Raw genomic sequence first — 14,960 nt, 5'->3', positions numbered from 1 at the left:
ATCTAAAGATGGCTGAACCACGTTTCGTACACCTGCGGGTGCACAGCGACTATTCCATGATCGATGGGCTGGCAAAGACCGGGCCACTGGTCAAGAAGGCGGCCTCGCTTGGCATGCCGGCGCTGGCGATCACCGATTTCACCAACCTGTGCGGGCTGGTGAAGTTCTACGGGACGGGACACGGCGCGGGTATTAAGCCGATTGTCGGCGCCGATTTTCACGTGCAGTGCGACCTGCTCGGCGATGAGTTTACCGAGCTGACCGTGCTGGCGGCGAACAACACCGGTTACCAGAACCTGACGCTGCTCATTTCCCGCGCCTATCAGCGCGGCTACGGCGCGCTGGGGCCGTGGATTGACCGCGACTGGCTGGTAGAACACCAGGAAGGGCTGATTCTGCTTTCCGGCGGCCGTAAAGGCGACGTCGGCGTTAGCCTGATCCGCGGCAATATGCCGTTAGTGGAACAGTGCGTCGCGTTCTATGAAGAGCATTTCCCGGACCGTTATTTTCTTGAGCTGATCCGCACCGGTCGTCAGGATGAAGAGGCCTATCTCCACGCCGCCGTGGCGCTGGCGGAAGCGCGCGGCCTGCCGGTGGTGGCGACCAACGATGTCCGCTTTCTCGACACCAGCGATTTCGACGCCCATGAAATCCGCGTCGCGATCCACGACGGCTTTACGCTCGACGACCCGAAACGGCCGCGCAACTACTCGCCGCAGCAATATATGCGCAGTGAGGAGGAGATGTGCGAGCTGTTCGCCGATATCCCGGAAGCGCTGGAGAACAGCGTCGAGATCGCCAAACGCTGCAACGTCACCGTGCGGCTTGGCGAATATTTCCTGCCGCAGTTCCCGACCGGCGATATGACCACGGAAGATTTCCTGGTCATGAAATCGAAAGAGGGTCTGGAAGAGCGGCTGGAATTTCTCTTCCCGGATCCTGCCGTCCGTGCTGAAAAGCGCCCGGAGTATGACCAGCGTCTGGATATTGAACTGCAGGTGATCAACCAGATGGGGTTCCCGGGCTACTTCCTGATCGTTATGGAGTTTATCCAGTGGTCGAAGGATAACGGCGTGCCGGTTGGCCCGGGCCGCGGTTCCGGCGCCGGCTCGCTGGTGGCCTACGCGCTGAAGATCACCGATCTTGATCCGCTGGAATTCGACCTGCTGTTCGAACGTTTCCTTAACCCGGAACGTGTCTCGATGCCCGACTTCGACGTCGATTTCTGCATGGAGAAACGCGACCAGGTTATTGAGCACGTGGCGGACATGTACGGCCGCGATGCGGTATCGCAGATCATCACCTTCGGTACCATGGCGGCGAAAGCGGTCATCCGCGATGTGGGCCGCGTGCTGGGTCACCCGTACGGCTTTGTCGACCGTATCTCCAAGCTGGTGCCGCCCGATCCGGGTATGACGCTGGCGAAAGCGTTTGAAGCCGAACCGCAGCTGCCGGAAATCTATGAGGCGGACGAAGAAGTTAAAGCGCTGATCGACATGGCGCGTAAGCTGGAAGGGGTGACGCGAAACGCCGGTAAACACGCCGGTGGGGTGGTTATCGCTCCCACTAAAATTACCGACTTTGCGCCGCTGTATTGCGATGAGCAGGGGCTGCATCCGGTTACCCAGTTTGACAAAAACGACGTGGAATACGCCGGGCTGGTAAAATTCGACTTCCTCGGTCTGCGTACGCTCACTATCATTAACTGGGCGCTGGAGATGATCAACAAGCGGCGGGCGAAAAACGGCGAAGGGCCGTTGGATATCGCCGCTATCCCGTTGGATGACAAGAAAAGCTTCGACATGCTGCAGCGCTCGGAAACCACCGCGGTCTTCCAGCTTGAATCGCGCGGCATGAAAGATCTGATTAAGCGTCTGCAGCCTGACTGCTTCGAAGATATGATCGCGCTGGTGGCCCTGTTCCGCCCGGGTCCGCTGCAGTCGGGGATGGTAGATAACTTTATCGACCGTAAGCACGGCCGCGAAGAGATTTCCTACCCGGACGTGCAGTGGCAGCATGAGAGCCTGAAACCGGTGCTGGAGCCGACCTACGGCATTATCCTGTATCAGGAACAGGTCATGCAGATTGCCCAGGTGCTCTCCGGTTATACCCTCGGCGGCGCGGATATGCTGCGCCGTGCGATGGGTAAGAAAAAACCGGAGGAGATGGCCAAGCAGCGTTCTATCTTTGAAGATGGGGCGAAGAAAAACGGCGTTGACGGCGAACTGGCGATGAAAATCTTCGACCTGGTGGAGAAATTCGCCGGTTACGGATTTAACAAGTCGCACTCCGCCGCCTACGCGCTGGTCTCCTACCAGACGCTGTGGCTTAAGGCGCACTATCCGGCTGAGTTTATGGCGGCGGTAATGACCGCCGATATGGACAACACCGAGAAGGTCGTTGGCCTGGTGGACGAGTGCTGGCGCATGGGGCTGAAAATTTTGCCCCCGGATATTAACTCCGGCCTGTACCATTTCCACGTTAACGACGACGGCGAGATTGTCTACGGCATCGGCGCCATCAAAGGCGTTGGCGAAGGGCCGATCGAAGCGATCATTGAGGCGCGCAACAATGGCGGTTATTTCCGCGAGCTGTTCGACCTCTGCGCGCGGACCGATATTAAAAAGCTCAACCGCCGGGTGCTGGAAAAACTGATTATGTCCGGGGCGTTCGATCGTCTCGGTCCGCATCGCGCGGCGCTGATGAACTCGCTGGGCGATGCGTTGAAAGCCGCCGACCAGCACGCGAAAGCGGAGGCTATTGGCCAGGCCGATATGTTCGGCGTACTGGCGGAAGAGCCTGAACAAATAGAACAGTCCTACGCCAGCTGTCAGCCATGGCCTGAGCAGGTGGTGCTGGATGGTGAAAGGGAAACCCTGGGGCTATACCTGACCGGGCACCCGATTAACCAGTACCTGAAAGAGATTGAGCGCTACGTCGGCGGCGTGCGGCTCAAAGACATGCATCCGACCGATCGTGGTAAAGTGACCACGGCGGCGGGGCTGGTGATTGCGGCGCGGGTAATGGTCACCAAGCGCGGCAATCGTATCGGCATCTGTACCCTGGATGACCGTTCCGGGCGTCTGGAGGTGATGTTGTTCACCGACGCGCTGGATAAATATCAGCAGTTGCTGGAAAAAGACCGCATACTTATCGTCAGCGGACAGGTCAGCTTTGATGACTTTAGCGGGGGGCTTAAAATGACCGCCCGCGAAGTCATGGACATTGACGAAGCCCGGGAAAAATATGCTCGCGGGCTTGCTATCTCGCTGACGGACAGGCAAATTGATGACCAGCTTTTAAACCGACTCCGTCAGTCTCTGGAACCCCACCGTTCGGGAACCATTCCAGTGCACCTCTACTATCAGAGGGCGGATGCACGCGCGCGGTTGCGTTTCGGCGCAACATGGCGCGTCTCTCCGAGCGATCGTTTACTTAACGATCTGCGTGGCCTTATCGGCTCGGAGCAGGTGGAACTGGAGTTTGACTAATACAGGAATACTATGAGTCTGAATTTCCTAGATTTTGAACAGCCGATTGCAGAGCTGGAAGCGAAAATCGATTCCCTGACTGCGGTAAGCCGTCAGGATGAGAAACTGGATATTAACATCGACGAAGAAGTGCATCGTCTGCGCGAGAAAAGCGTAGAGCTGACACGCAAAATCTTCGCCGATCTCGGTGCATGGCAGGTTGCGCAACTGGCGCGCCACCCGCGCCGTCCTTATACCCTGGATTATGTCCGCCTGGCGTTCGACGAATTTGACGAACTGGCCGGTGACCGCGCCTACGCTGACGATAAAGCGATTGTCGGCGGTATCGCGCGTCTTGATGGTCGTCCGGTGATGATCATCGGCCACCAGAAAGGTCGCGAAACCAAAGAGAAGATCCGTCGCAACTTTGGTATGCCGGCCCCGGAAGGCTACCGCAAAGCGCTGCGCCTGATGGAAATGGCCGAGCGGTTTAAAATGCCGATCATCACCTTCATCGACACCCCTGGCGCCTACCCGGGCGTCGGCGCGGAAGAGCGCGGCCAGTCGGAAGCGATTGCCCGCAACCTGCGTGAGATGTCGCGTCTGAGCGTGCCGGTTATCTGCACCGTGATCGGCGAAGGCGGCTCCGGCGGCGCGCTGGCGATTGGCGTGGGCGACAAGGTCAATATGCTGCAGTACAGCACCTATTCGGTGATTTCGCCGGAAGGCTGCGCGTCCATTCTGTGGAAAAGCGCGGATAAAGCACCGCTGGCCGCGGAAGCGATGGGTATCGTCGCACCGCGTCTGAAAGAGCTGAAGCTGATTGATTCTATCGTTCAGGAACCGTTGGGCGGCGCGCACCGCAACCCGGAAGCAATGGCAGCGAGCCTGAAAGCGCAGCTGCTGGCAGACCTGGCCGATCTCGATCTGCTCAGCGAAGAAGAGCTGCTGAACCGCCGCTATCAGCGTCTGATGAGCTACGGTTACGCCTAAGTTTTCCGCTAGCGAAAAACACTAAGGGCCGGATTTTCCGGCCCTTTTTTTGTGTGCGATGCGCCCAGGGGATTGCTATGATGCTTGACTTAGGTGAATACCAGGAGGAAAGCGTGAATATCATCGCCATCATGGGGCCTCACGGCGTCTACCACAAAGACGAGCCGATCAAAGAACTGGAAGCGGCGCTGCAGCGCCAGGGCTTCCAGACCATCTGGCCGCAAAACAGCGCCGACCTGCTGCAGTTTATTGAGCACAACCCGCGCATCTGCGGGGTGATCTTCGACTGGGATGAATACAGCGTCGATCTGTGCAGCGATATCAATCAGCTCAATGAATATCTGCCCCTGTACGCCTTTATTAATGCCCACTCGACGATGGACGTCAGCAGTCAGGATCTGCGTATGACGCTGTGGTTCTTCGAATATGCGCTGGGACTCTCCGAAGAGATCGCCACCCGCATTGGGCAGTATACCCGCGAGTACCTGGACAATATCACCCCGCCGTTTACCCGCGCGCTGTTTAACTATGTGCAGGAGGGGAAGTATACCTTTTGTACACCGGGCCATATGGGCGGTAGCGCCTATCAGAAAAGCCCGGTGGGCTGCCTGTTCTATGATTTCTTTGGCGGAAATACGCTGAAGGCGGATGTCTCGATTTCGGTCACCGAGCTGGGCTCCCTGCTGGATCATACCGGCCCGCATCTGGAGGCGGAGGAGTATATTGCCCGCGCCTTTGGCGCTGAACAGAGCTACATGGTGACCAATGGCACCTCGACGTCCAACAAAATTGTCGGTATGTACTCGGCGCCCGCCGGCAGCACGCTGCTGATTGACCGTAACTGTCACAAATCACTGGCCCACCTGCTGATGATGAGCGATGTGGTTCCCTTGTGGCTGAAGCCGACCCGCAACGCGTTGGGGATCCTCGGCGGTATCCCCCGGCGCGAATTTACCCGCGACAGCATTCAGCAGAAAGTGCGCGACACGGGCGGGGCGCAGTGGCCCGTGCATGCGGTGATCACCAACTCCACCTACGATGGTCTGCTCTATAACACCACCTGGCTTAAGGAGACGCTCGACGTCCCGTCGATCCATTTCGATTCCGCCTGGGTGCCCTATACCCATTTCCATCCGATATATCAGGGGAAAAGCGGCATGAGCGGTGAGCGGATCCCCGGAAAAGTCATCTTCGAGACGCAGTCCACGCATAAGATGCTGGCCGCGCTGTCGCAGGCCTCGCTGATCCACATTAAGGGCAACTATGATGAAGAGACCTTTAATGAAGCCTTTATGATGCATACCTCGACGTCGCCGAGCTATCCCATCGTCGCGTCGATTGAGACCGCGGCGGCGATGCTGCGCGGTAACTCCGGTAAGCGCCTGATCCAGCGCTCCATTGAGCGGGCGCTGGATTTCCGCAAAGAGGTGCAGCGACTGCGCGAGGAGTCGGACGGCTGGTTCTTTGATATCTGGCAGCCGGAAGCGGTGGATAAAGCCGAGTGCTGGCCGGTGGCGCCTGGCGAAGACTGGCACGGTTTCAAAGATGCCGATGCGGATCATATGTATCTCGATCCGGTGAAGGTCACCATTCTGACGCCGGGCATGGACGAGCAGGGGAATATGGATGAAGAGGGGATCCCGGCGGCTCTGGTGGCGAAGTTCCTCGACGAGCGGGGCGTGGTGGTGGAAAAAACGGGCCCCTATAACCTGCTGTTCCTGTTCAGCATCGGTATTGATAAAACCCGGGCGATGGGGCTGCTGCGCGGCCTGACCGAGTTCAAACGCGCCTACGATCTCAATCTGCGGGTGAAAAATATGTTGCCGGATCTGTACGCGGAAGATCCCGACTTCTACCGCAACATGCGGATCCAGGATCTGGCGCAGGGGATCCACCGCTTGATCCGTCAGCACCAGCTACCGCAGCTGATGCTCAGCGCCTTTGACGTCCTGCCGGAAATGAAAATGACGCCGCATCACGCCTGGCAGCGCCAGATTAAGGGTGAGGTGGAAACCATTGAACTGGAGAACCTGGTCGGCCGGATTTCGGCCAACATGATCCTCCCTTATCCACCGGGCGTACCGCTGCTGATGCCGGGAGAGATGATCACGGAGGAGAGCCGGGCAGTGCTCGATTTCCTGCTGATGCTCTGCTCCATCGGCCGTCATTATCCGGGCTTTGAGACTGATATTCACGGGGCGAAGCGCGATGAGGACGGCGTGTATCGGGTACGAGTCTTAAAAAATGACGAAAGGCTTGCGCGTTAACGGCGCGCACGAGTAACGTGGCTGGCTTAACAGAAGGAGTTTGACCATGCTGGGTTTGAAACGGGTTCACCATATTGCCATCATTGCGACTGACTACGCCCGCAGTAAAGCGTTCTATTGCGATATTCTGGGGTTTACGCTGCAAAGTGAGTTCTATCGCGCCGAGCGCGACTCCTGGAAGGGCGATCTGGCGCTCAATGGCGAGTACGTGATTGAGCTGTTCTCGTTCCCGTTTCCCCCGGCCCGCCCCAGTCGCCCCGAAGCCTGCGGGCTGCGTCATCTGGCCTTTAGCGTGGATGATATCGACGCCGCGGTAGCGCATCTGACGGCGCATGGCGTCGAGTGCGAAGCGATTCGCGTCGATCCCTTTACCGGCAAACGCTTTACCTTCTTTAGCGATCCGGACGACCTGCCGCTGGAAATATATCAGCAGTAAACCTTGCCAGCGCGACCCTGGCCCGGTAACGTGCCGGGCCATCACTTCTCGGTATGTTCGTGGATATGACGGCTGATATTGCGCATACGCTTCATCCCCATCGCCAGCTGCTGGTGGCCTTCAGCGGCGGTCTGGATTCGACGGTTCTCCTGCACCAGCTGGTGCTGCTGCGGGAACAGGATCCCTCGCTGACGCTGCGGGCGGTGCATGTTCACCACGGCCTGAGCGCCCATGCAGACGACTGGGTGGCGCATTGTCGGCAGATTTGCCAGCAGTGGCAGGTGCCGCTGGTGGTGCATCATGTGACGTTAGCCAGGTGCGGTCTCGGCGTGGAGGCCCATGCCCGTGCGGCGCGCTATCAGGCCTTTCAGGATACGCTCAATGCCGGCGAGGTGTTAGTGACCGCCCAGCACCAGGATGACCAGTGCGAAACGCTGCTGCTGGCGTTAAAACGCGGCAGCGGTCCTACTGGTCTGTCGGCGATGGCGCCATCCTCTGCCTTTGCCGACAGTCGACTACTGCGTCCTCTCCTCAATGAAACCCGCGAATCGCTACGCCAGTGGGCGCTCGCCCATCAGCTGTCGTGGATTGAAGATGAGAGTAATCAGGACGATACCTATGACCGCAACTTTCTGCGCCTGCGGGTGATCCCGGTCCTGCGCGAGCGCTGGCCGCATTTTAGCGAGGCCGTTGCCCGCAGCGCCAGCCTGTGCGCCGAGCAGGAACAACTGCTGGACGAAATGCTGGCGGCGGAGCTGGCGTCGCTGGTGGCCGAAGATGGCTCGCTGGCTATCACGCCGCTGACGTCGATGAGCCCACCCCGTCGCGCGGCGCTGCTGCGTCGCTGGCTCGCCGGGCAGCAGGCGCCGATGCCGGCCCGGGAGGTGCCAGAGCGCCTCTGGCATGAGGTGGCGCTGGCGCGGGAAGATGCCAGCCCTTGTCTGCGGCTGGGGGATTTTACCGTCCGCCGTTTTCAACAGCGTTTGTACTGGGTGAAGTATCTTCCCGGCCAGACGGAAAGTGTCCAGCACTGGCCCGACTGGCGCCAGCCGCTGCGGCTGGCAGACGGTCTCGGCGAGCTGATGCTGCAGCCCGGCGGCAGGCTGCGCCCGCCGTCTGCGGATGAGCCGGTCACTGTCCGCTTTCGCGCCAGCGGCCACCTGCATATCGTCGGACGCCACGGCGGACGTAAGCTGAAGAAGATCTGGCAGGAGCTGGGCGTTCCTCCCTGGCGACGAGACACTACGCCGCTGCTGTTTTACGGCGAAACGCCGATCGCTGCAGCGGACGATCTGTTTGTGACCACCGAAGGTGAAGTGAAGGACGGGGAAGGGGTCAGGCTGTCATGGAGGAAAACGGGCGGTTAAGCCCGTTTTGATTCAGGATTCGCTCACCACCACGGTGCCGATTTCCGGGTGACTGAAGCTGGCGATTTTATCCAGGCGCAGCTCGCGGACGTTGCCGGCGAGTTCGACCACCAGATACTCGATATTTTTACGCGAGATTAGATCGCTGGCCTTTGCCTGCAGCTGTTCGCCATCCTTCAGCGCCAGCGTCAGCACCAGGTGATGCTGGCAAGCCAGTTCCAGGTTGTCGTAATCATCGCAGTTAATGGGTTGATAAGTATCATTCATTGACATAATCGCTCACCAGTAAGTTTGCTGCCGCATAAGCGGCCTTTTCCCTGACTGACTCCGAAAGGGCCTCATCCGCCGCAATCTCATTCAATACTTTCAACACGCAACCCAGCGCATCCGGGATATACCCTAAGTCTCCGCTGGCTATTTCCGCATACCGCTTGCGTATTAACTCACAATAGTGGTCCACATGCCCTCCTGTCAGCGTTCTGACTCAACCGTGGGATGCAAGTTTAAGCCTACGAAGATAAACTCTGTTTAGCAAGGGAACTATATCATAGTCATTTAAGCAATTTCAGCAGGATGAAACAGGTTGCTGCGATTGACGACAGCCTTTTGCCGCCAGTTTCGCTACAATGTCCGCCATTCTTTTCAGGAGTTTATTCATGGCGCTGAAAGCGACAATATATAAAGCTGCGGTAAATGTAGCCGATCTGGATCGCAACCAGTTTCTGGATGCTAACCTGACGCTGGCGCAGCACCCCTCGGAAACCCAGGAGCGCATGATGCTGCGCCTGCTGGCGTGGATCAAATATGCCGATGAACGGCTGCAGTTTACCCGCGGCCTGTCGTCGGACGACGAGCCGGAGCTGTGGCTGCTTAACGATCATCTCGGGGTCGATCTGTGGATCGAACTGGGTCTGCCGGATGAGCGGCGGATTAAGAAAGCCTGCTCACGGGCGCAGGCGGTGGCGCTGTTTGCCTATAATAGCCGGGCCGCTGAAATCTGGTGGCAGCAGAATCAGAACAAGCTTGCGGCGTACCCGAAGTTAACCATCTGGTATCTTGATGACGCGCAACTGGCGCAGCTTAGCGCCTTTGCCGACCGTACCATGACACTGCAGGCCACTCTGCAGGACGGTAGTATCTGGTTATCCGATGCTCGGAATAATCTGGAAATTCATTTGACGTCCTGGCATGCACCGGCATGATTACCATTAGCCGCAGCGTGACCCTTGCCGATAACGAGGTCACGCTGGAAGGTATTCGTGCCCAGGGGGCCGGGGGCCAGCATGTGAACAAAGCGTCGACGGCAATCCATCTGCGCTTTGATATTAAAGCTTCAAGCCTGCCGGAGTTTTACAAAGAGCGCCTGCTCGCCGCCAGGCACCACTTAATTTCTGCTGACGGTGTGGTTATCATTAAGGCTCAGGAATACCGCAGCCAGGAGATGAACCGCGAAGCGGCGATTGCCCGGCTGGTGGCCCTCATAAAAGAATTAACCGCAGTGCAAAAAAGTCGCCGGGAGACGCGACCGACTCGGGCATCCAAAGAGCGACGCCTTGCTTCCAAGGCACAGAAGTCCTCAGTCAAGGCGCTGCGTGGGAAAGTTTGCCAGTGAAGACGTCGGCGAACGGGTGAAATGGATGATAAGGAAAGCAAAGTGAAGAAAATCGTATTCTCCGTGATAGCGGCCTGCTCGCTGTTCGCGCTGTTTGGTTGTAACCATCGCGCCGAGACTGACACCGTACAGCCAGCGGCGATGGAAGAGCTCAAACCGATGCAGCAAAGCTGGCGTGGGGTGCTGCCTTGCGCGGATTGTGAAGGTATCGACACCTCGCTGTTCCTGGAAAAAGACGGTACCTGGGTGATGAACGAGCACTACCAGGGCGCTCGTCGTGAACCGTCATCTTTTGCCTCTTATGGCACCTGGGCTCGCACAGCGGATAAACTGGTGCTGACCGACAGCAAAGGCGAGAAATCATATTTTCGCGCGAAGGGCGACAAGCTGGAGATGCTTGACCGCAACGGGAGCCCCGTTCAGTCTCCTCTCAATTATACCCTGGAGCCGGTGAAGGCCAGCCTGCCGACCACCCCGATGGCGATGCGCGGCATGTATTTCTATATGGCCGATGCGGCAACCTTTACCGATTGCGCGACCGGTAAACGCGTCGCGGTGGCGAACAATGCCCAGCTTGAGCGGGATTATGCCGCTGCCCGCGGCAATGATTCACGACCGGTGCTGCTGGTGGTGGAGGGGCACTTTACCCTCGAGGCGAACCCGGACACCGGCGAAATGATGAAGACGCTGATGACGGACCAGGCCGGCAAATTTATTCCCGGTAAAGACTGTAGCCATTGATTGTCAGGCCCCTGCCCGGGAAACGGGCAGGGGATGATCCCACACAGTACCCCCTACTTGCTCCTGCTATTCGCCCTGTCATATACAGAGTGAGCGTGGGTCTGGCTGGCGGAAAAGCGCAAATCTGTTCTTTACTCCGCATCGTCCTTCGGTTTATTCAGCCCCACCAGCTTGCCGGCCTGAAGATAAACGCCTGGTTTCAGATGCCCAACATACTGTAGCTGCGTTTCGGGTTTAAACGTGGCGACGTCTCCTTCCCGCATGTGCAGCAGATCGGAAGGACTGATCCACGCCGCCTGCGCCAGGGTCAGCGGATGCCCGGCTCTGACGAAGGCCTCGCTGACAAACTCCGAGCAAAACCACGCTTTCTTGTCGGCGCTTGCCGCATCGCCCAGTTGCGCTTTGGCCAGGCCGCTCACGCACTGCTGACGAAAGTTACGCGAGAAAGGGTTGAGCGAGCAGAGCGGTTTGGTGACCATATAAGGGATAAACTGAATAATGCCGCGATAGTTATACCCGCTGTCTTTGACCTGCCAGGCAAAATTTTTCATCGCCGTTGCCTGGTCCGGCGTCAGGTCGGGCACCCTGAGGGCAAAGAGTTTATCGCTATGCGCCAGCGCCTGCTGAACAGAAATCACCTGTACGCCAGCGCCGGTGGCTTCCGCGATCTGACCCTCGCCAAGATACAGTGCGACGTGGCTAACGGAAGAGGCGCTGAAGGCGCGGATCCCAAGCGAAGTGATACCCAGGCTGGACGAGAAGAGCAGGTCGCCGGAACGGAGATCGCTTTCGTCAATTTCGTGGAGCCCGCTGCCGGCAATCGAGCTTTGACGCTGGAGAGTGACAGCCCATGGCGGGGAGCGGCCCTCGGTAGCGGATGCGGAAGCGGCGCTGCGGCCGACGTCTATGGTGCAGGCGGTAAGCAGCAGCAGGGCGGAAGTAAGCAGTCCGCTGCTGAGGATAGGTGCAGTCATGGGTACTTTCCTTGTAAAAAAAAGGCCCTGACATCCGTTCAGGGCCCTGAGGTGGTTGCTTAGCCTTTTATCGCTTTAACCAGATATTCCACGATATCACCGGTTTTAATCAGCTGCTTCTCACCATTGCGACGATACTTGTATTCGATATCATCGTTATCGAGGTTCCGATCGCCCAGCACGATGGTGTGCGGAATACCGATCAGCTCCATATCGGCGAACATCACGCCCGGACGCTCTTTACGGTCGTCCATCAGCACATCGATGCCGTGCGCACGCAGCTCGGCGTACAGCTTCTCGGCCAGCTCCTGCACGCGATAGGACTTGTGCATATTCATCGGCAGAATTGCCACCTGGAACGGCGCGATGGCGTCTGGCCAGATAATCCCGCGATCGTCAAAGTTCTGCTCGATAGCGGCGGCCACCACACGGGTCACCCCAATACCGTAGCAACCCATGGTCAGGATCTGGTTACGGCCATCTTCGCCCTGAACTGCGGCATTCATCGCCTGAGAGTACTTAGTACCCAGCTGGAAGATGTGGCCCACTTCGATACCGCGCTTGATAAGCAGAGTACCCTTGCCGTCCGGGCTCGGATCGCCGGCAACGACGTTACGAATATCAGCAACTTCCGGAGTCGCGACGTCGCGATCCCAGTTGATGCCGAAGTAGTGTTTGCCATCGATGTTAGCGCCAGCGGCGAAATCGCTCATTACCGCGACGGTACGGTCGATAACCACCGGGATCGGCAGGTTCACCGGACCCAGGGAGCCCGGACCCGCTTTCACCAGAGCGCGGATCTCTTCTTCGGTGGCGAAGGTCAGCGGGCTGGCGACCTGCGGCAGTTTTTCCGCTTTCACTTCGTTCAGCTCGTGATCGCCGCGCACCAGCAGGGCAACCAGCGGGGAGGCGCTACCTTCAACCGCTTTCACCAGCAGGGTCTTCACGGTTTTTTCGATCGGCAGGTCGAACTGCTCAACCAGCTCGGCGATGGTTTTGGCGTTCGGCGTATCAACCAGGGTCATCTCCTGGGTGGCGGCTGCGCGCGGCTCTTTTGGCGCAACGGCTTCCGCAAACTCGATGTTTGCCGCGTAGTCGGAGCTGTCGGAGAAGATCACATCGTCTTCGCCGCTCTGCGCCAGCACCTGGAATTCATGAGAGGCGCTGCCGCCGATAGAACCGGTGTCAGCCTGTACCGCACGGAAATCCAGCCCCATACGACTGAAGATTTTGCTGTAAGCGGTATACATCGCGTCGTAGGTTTCCTGCAGCGATTCCTGAGAGGTATGGAAAGAGTAAGCATCTTTCATCAGGAATTCACGGGAGCGCATCACGCCGAAACGCGGGCGCACTTCGTCGCGGAATTTGGTCTGGATCTGATAGAAGTTCAGCGGCAGCTGCTTATAGGAGTTCAGCTCGTTGCGGATCAGATCGGTAATGACCTCTTCGTGGGTTGGTCCGAGGACGAACGGGCGATCGCCGCGATCGGCAATGCGCAGCAGTTCCGGGCCATATTGCTCCCAGCGACCGCTCTCCTGCCACAGTTCAGAAGGCTGAACGACCGGCATTAACACCTCGATCGCACCGGCATTATTCATTTCTTCACGCACGATGTTTTCGACTTTTTTCAGGACGCGCACGCCGGTCGGCAGCCAGGTGTATAACCCGGAGGCCAGCTTGCGGATCATCCCGGCGCGCAGCATCAGCTGGTGGCTGATTACCTCGGCGTCGGCAGGTGTCTCCTTCAGAGTGGAGAGCAGATATTGGCTAGTACGCATGTTGTAACGGTTCCAGTTAAACGAGCGGAACAGGCTGGTTGCCCAGCCTGAAACAAAAAAAGTGGTTTAGTTTACCAGTGTGGCAAAGATGCCAAAAGAGAGGAAAAATAAAATTAGCGCGCTTCGAGGGCAAAGACTTCAAAACCAGAGGCAATCACCCGCCAGCGGACGTTGAAATCCAGCAACCAGACGGCATAATTTTTTCCTGCTTCTTCCTCTTTACGGTAGGCCGGGCGCGGATCCTGCGCCAATACTTCGCGGATAAACGCTTTGATATGCGGGTAGCGTTTTTCCAGGGTCAGTAACTGTGCTTCTGTTTCCGGTGTAAAACTGACGTTCATACCCGCCAGCGGCGCCTGTTGCGCATAGCTGGCGCTGGCATCCGGCAGGGCTTCGGCGAAAGGAAGATACGGTTTGATATCAACCACCGGCGTCCCGTCGACGAGATCGAGGCTACCGAGTTCCAGGATCACCTGATCCTTCTGACAGCGAATGCCTTTCAGCTCAACCAGCGACATGCCGATGGGGTTGGGGCGAAACGTCGAACGGGTGGCGAAGACGCCCATCCGCGCATTGCCTCCCAGTCGGGGAGGGCGCACCGTCGGACGCCAACCGCCTTCCATGGTCTGATGAAACACAAACAGGATCCACAGATGGCTGAAGTTTTCCAGGCCTCGCACGGCGTCGGCCTGGTTGTAGGGCGCAACCAGATGCAGTTCTCCGCCGCCGTGTTTCACCAGACCAGGCTGGCGAGGAACGGCAAATTTCTCTTTATACGGCGAGCGGATAACGCCTATCTGCGCGAACTGGAATGCACTCATTGTGCCGAAACGTTAAGCGCCGAGCCCAGACAAACCGCCTGACGGTAGCAGCCTGGCGTGCCGCTGGTCACTTCGCAGCGGTGAAGCAGGACGGCATTGGCTTTCATGCGTGCCGCATTCACCTGCAGACGCTTGCGGGCGGTTGGGATGTTCGGCGGAGAATCCTGATTTGAGGCCTGGCATGACTCACCAGTCACTTCACCCAGATCGCGGAACGGTTTTCCCACCAGCTCTGACGCATCGGTATAAATACGTACCGGCGCCGGACGGGTTGCGCGTGGTTTGCTCGGCTCAGATTTAACCGGGGGGGTTGCAGTGCTTTGAACAGGTTCAACGGGGGATCTGCTTAGCATGGAACAACCGCTTAACATGAGTGCTAACAAACAGACCGGTAAAGCACGCATAGTATTTCCTCAATGAATAAAAAACAGGGCGTTATTGAATCAGGTGCTTGCATAAATGACAAGACGGGCGTGAAGCCCGTCCTGAATGATATTACGG

General features: G+C 57.9%; 14 protein-coding genes. 8 read left to right on the top strand and 6 right to left on the bottom strand.

Annotated features, from left to right (window positions below; translation table 11 throughout):
• The first annotated feature begins 8 nt into the window (after positions 1-8).
• The 5 genes from dnaE (at position 9) to tilS (ending at position 8,533) form a co-directional block, all read left to right on the top strand.
• Positions 9-3,491, top strand: a complete 3,483-nt coding sequence (dnaE, locus tag DTA24_RS23140; RefSeq protein WP_008807346.1) for a DNA polymerase III subunit alpha — start codon at positions 9-11, stop codon at positions 3,489-3,491.
• 12 nt (positions 3,492-3,503) lie between these two features.
• On the top strand, positions 3,504-4,463 hold the full coding sequence (accA, locus tag DTA24_RS23135; protein ID WP_008807345.1) for an acetyl-CoA carboxylase carboxyl transferase subunit alpha: 960 nt from the start codon (positions 3,504-3,506) through the stop codon (positions 4,461-4,463).
• Positions 4,464-4,576: 113 nt separating this feature from the next.
• The gene (locus tag DTA24_RS23130; protein ID WP_004204462.1) at positions 4,577-6,730 is read left to right on the top strand and encodes a lysine decarboxylase LdcC; all 2,154 of its coding nucleotides are present in this window, start codon (positions 4,577-4,579) and stop codon (positions 6,728-6,730) included.
• Positions 6,731-6,776: 46 nt separating this feature from the next.
• Positions 6,777-7,166, top strand: coding sequence for a VOC family protein (locus DTA24_RS23125; RefSeq protein ID WP_002889387.1), 390 nt, complete (start codon positions 6,777-6,779; stop codon positions 7,164-7,166).
• Positions 7,167-7,219: 53 nt separating this feature from the next.
• On the top strand, positions 7,220-8,533 hold the full coding sequence (gene tilS / locus DTA24_RS23120) for a tRNA lysidine(34) synthetase TilS (RefSeq protein ID WP_043875781.1): 1,314 nt from the start codon (positions 7,220-7,222) through the stop codon (positions 8,531-8,533).
• Positions 8,534-8,545: 12 nt separating this feature from the next.
• On the opposite strand, the gene rof is transcribed toward tilS, so the two are convergent.
• On the bottom strand, positions 8,546-8,806 hold the full coding sequence (rof, locus tag DTA24_RS23115) for a Rho-binding antiterminator (protein ID WP_002889424.1): 261 nt from the start codon (positions 8,804-8,806) through the stop codon (positions 8,546-8,548).
• Entirely contained in the window at positions 8,793-8,993 is a 201-nt protein-coding gene (locus DTA24_RS23110) for a YaeP family protein (protein WP_002889429.1), read from the bottom strand. Before DTA24_RS23110 ends, rof begins: the two co-directional genes overlap by 14 nt.
• Positions 8,994-9,189: 196 nt before the next feature.
• Between DTA24_RS23110 and DTA24_RS23105 the strand changes: the two genes are divergently transcribed.
• The 3 genes from DTA24_RS23105 to nlpE are packed head-to-tail and all read left to right on the top strand — an operon-like array spanning position 9,190 to position 10,886.
• Positions 9,190-9,735, top strand: coding sequence for a YaeQ family protein (locus DTA24_RS23105; RefSeq protein WP_016160330.1), 546 nt, complete (start codon positions 9,190-9,192; stop codon positions 9,733-9,735).
• Positions 9,732-10,145: an alternative ribosome rescue aminoacyl-tRNA hydrolase ArfB gene (gene arfB, locus DTA24_RS23100; protein WP_123837074.1), complete on the top strand. Its 414-nt coding sequence runs from the start codon at positions 9,732-9,734 to the stop codon at positions 10,143-10,145. The genes DTA24_RS23105 and arfB overlap by 4 nt, the downstream gene beginning before the upstream one ends.
• A 42-nt stretch (positions 10,146-10,187) precedes the next feature.
• Positions 10,188-10,886 (top strand): envelope stress response activation lipoprotein NlpE, encoded by a 699-nt coding sequence (gene nlpE / locus DTA24_RS23095; protein ID WP_012542804.1) that lies wholly within the window; start codon positions 10,188-10,190, stop codon positions 10,884-10,886.
• A 131-nt stretch (positions 10,887-11,017) separates the two neighbouring features.
• Here the strand turns inward: nlpE and DTA24_RS23090 are convergent, their stop codons facing one another.
• From DTA24_RS23090 to rcsF, 4 genes are all read right to left on the bottom strand, one after another.
• Positions 11,018-11,860 (bottom strand): YaeF family permuted papain-like enzyme, encoded by an 843-nt coding sequence (locus DTA24_RS23090; protein WP_101139707.1) that lies wholly within the window; start codon positions 11,858-11,860, stop codon positions 11,018-11,020.
• A 59-nt stretch (positions 11,861-11,919) separates the two neighbouring features.
• A complete protein-coding gene (gene proS / locus DTA24_RS23085) occupies positions 11,920-13,638 on the bottom strand; it encodes a proline--tRNA ligase (RefSeq protein WP_012968899.1) in 1,719 nt (572 codons plus the stop codon).
• Between the two features lie 113 nt (positions 13,639-13,751).
• Complete coding sequence (gene tsaA / locus DTA24_RS23080; RefSeq protein WP_008807338.1) at positions 13,752-14,459, bottom strand: tRNA (N6-threonylcarbamoyladenosine(37)-N6)-methyltransferase TrmO; 708 nt, start codon at positions 14,457-14,459, stop codon at positions 13,752-13,754.
• Positions 14,456-14,863, bottom strand: coding sequence for an Rcs stress response system protein RcsF (gene rcsF / locus DTA24_RS23075; protein ID WP_008807337.1), 408 nt, complete (start codon positions 14,861-14,863; stop codon positions 14,456-14,458). Before rcsF ends, tsaA begins: the two co-directional genes overlap by 4 nt.
• Positions 14,864-14,960: the final 97 nt, after the last annotated feature.

The sequence above is a fragment of the Klebsiella sp. P1CD1 genome (assembly GCF_003790505.1).
Taxonomy (GTDB): domain Bacteria; phylum Pseudomonadota; class Gammaproteobacteria; order Enterobacterales; family Enterobacteriaceae; genus Klebsiella; species Klebsiella variicola.
The sequence above is the reverse complement of the archived record's forward strand: the minus strand, read 5'-3'. Positions and strand labels throughout refer to the sequence as shown.

What these genes read in the sequence shown, in the direction of transcription:
- accA (WP_008807345.1), top strand. Translation starts at nt 3,504, where the DNA reads ATGAGTCTGAATTTCCTAGATTTTGAACAGCCGATTGCAGAGCTGGAA.
- rof (WP_002889424.1), bottom strand. Translation starts at nt 8,806, where the DNA reads ATGTCAATGAATGATACTTATCAACCCATTAACTGCGATGATTACGAC.
- DTA24_RS23105 (WP_016160330.1), top strand. Translation starts at nt 9,190, where the DNA reads ATGGCGCTGAAAGCGACAATATATAAAGCTGCGGTAAATGTAGCCGAT.
- proS (WP_012968899.1), bottom strand. Translation starts at nt 13,638, where the DNA reads ATGCGTACTAGCCAATATCTGCTCTCCACTCTGAAGGAGACACCTGCC.
- DTA24_RS23090 (WP_101139707.1), bottom strand. Translation starts at nt 11,860, where the DNA reads ATGACTGCACCTATCCTCAGCAGCGGACTGCTTACTTCCGCCCTGCTG.
- dnaE (WP_008807346.1), top strand. Translation starts at nt 9, where the DNA reads ATGGCTGAACCACGTTTCGTACACCTGCGGGTGCACAGCGACTATTCC.
- DTA24_RS23125 (WP_002889387.1), top strand. Translation starts at nt 6,777, where the DNA reads ATGCTGGGTTTGAAACGGGTTCACCATATTGCCATCATTGCGACTGAC.
- rcsF (WP_008807337.1), bottom strand. Translation starts at nt 14,863, where the DNA reads ATGCGTGCTTTACCGGTCTGTTTGTTAGCACTCATGTTAAGCGGTTGT.
- tsaA (WP_008807338.1), bottom strand. Translation starts at nt 14,459, where the DNA reads ATGAGTGCATTCCAGTTCGCGCAGATAGGCGTTATCCGCTCGCCGTAT.
- tilS (WP_043875781.1), top strand. Translation starts at nt 7,220, where the DNA reads ATGTTCGTGGATATGACGGCTGATATTGCGCATACGCTTCATCCCCAT.
- arfB (WP_123837074.1), top strand. Translation starts at nt 9,732, where the DNA reads ATGATTACCATTAGCCGCAGCGTGACCCTTGCCGATAACGAGGTCACG.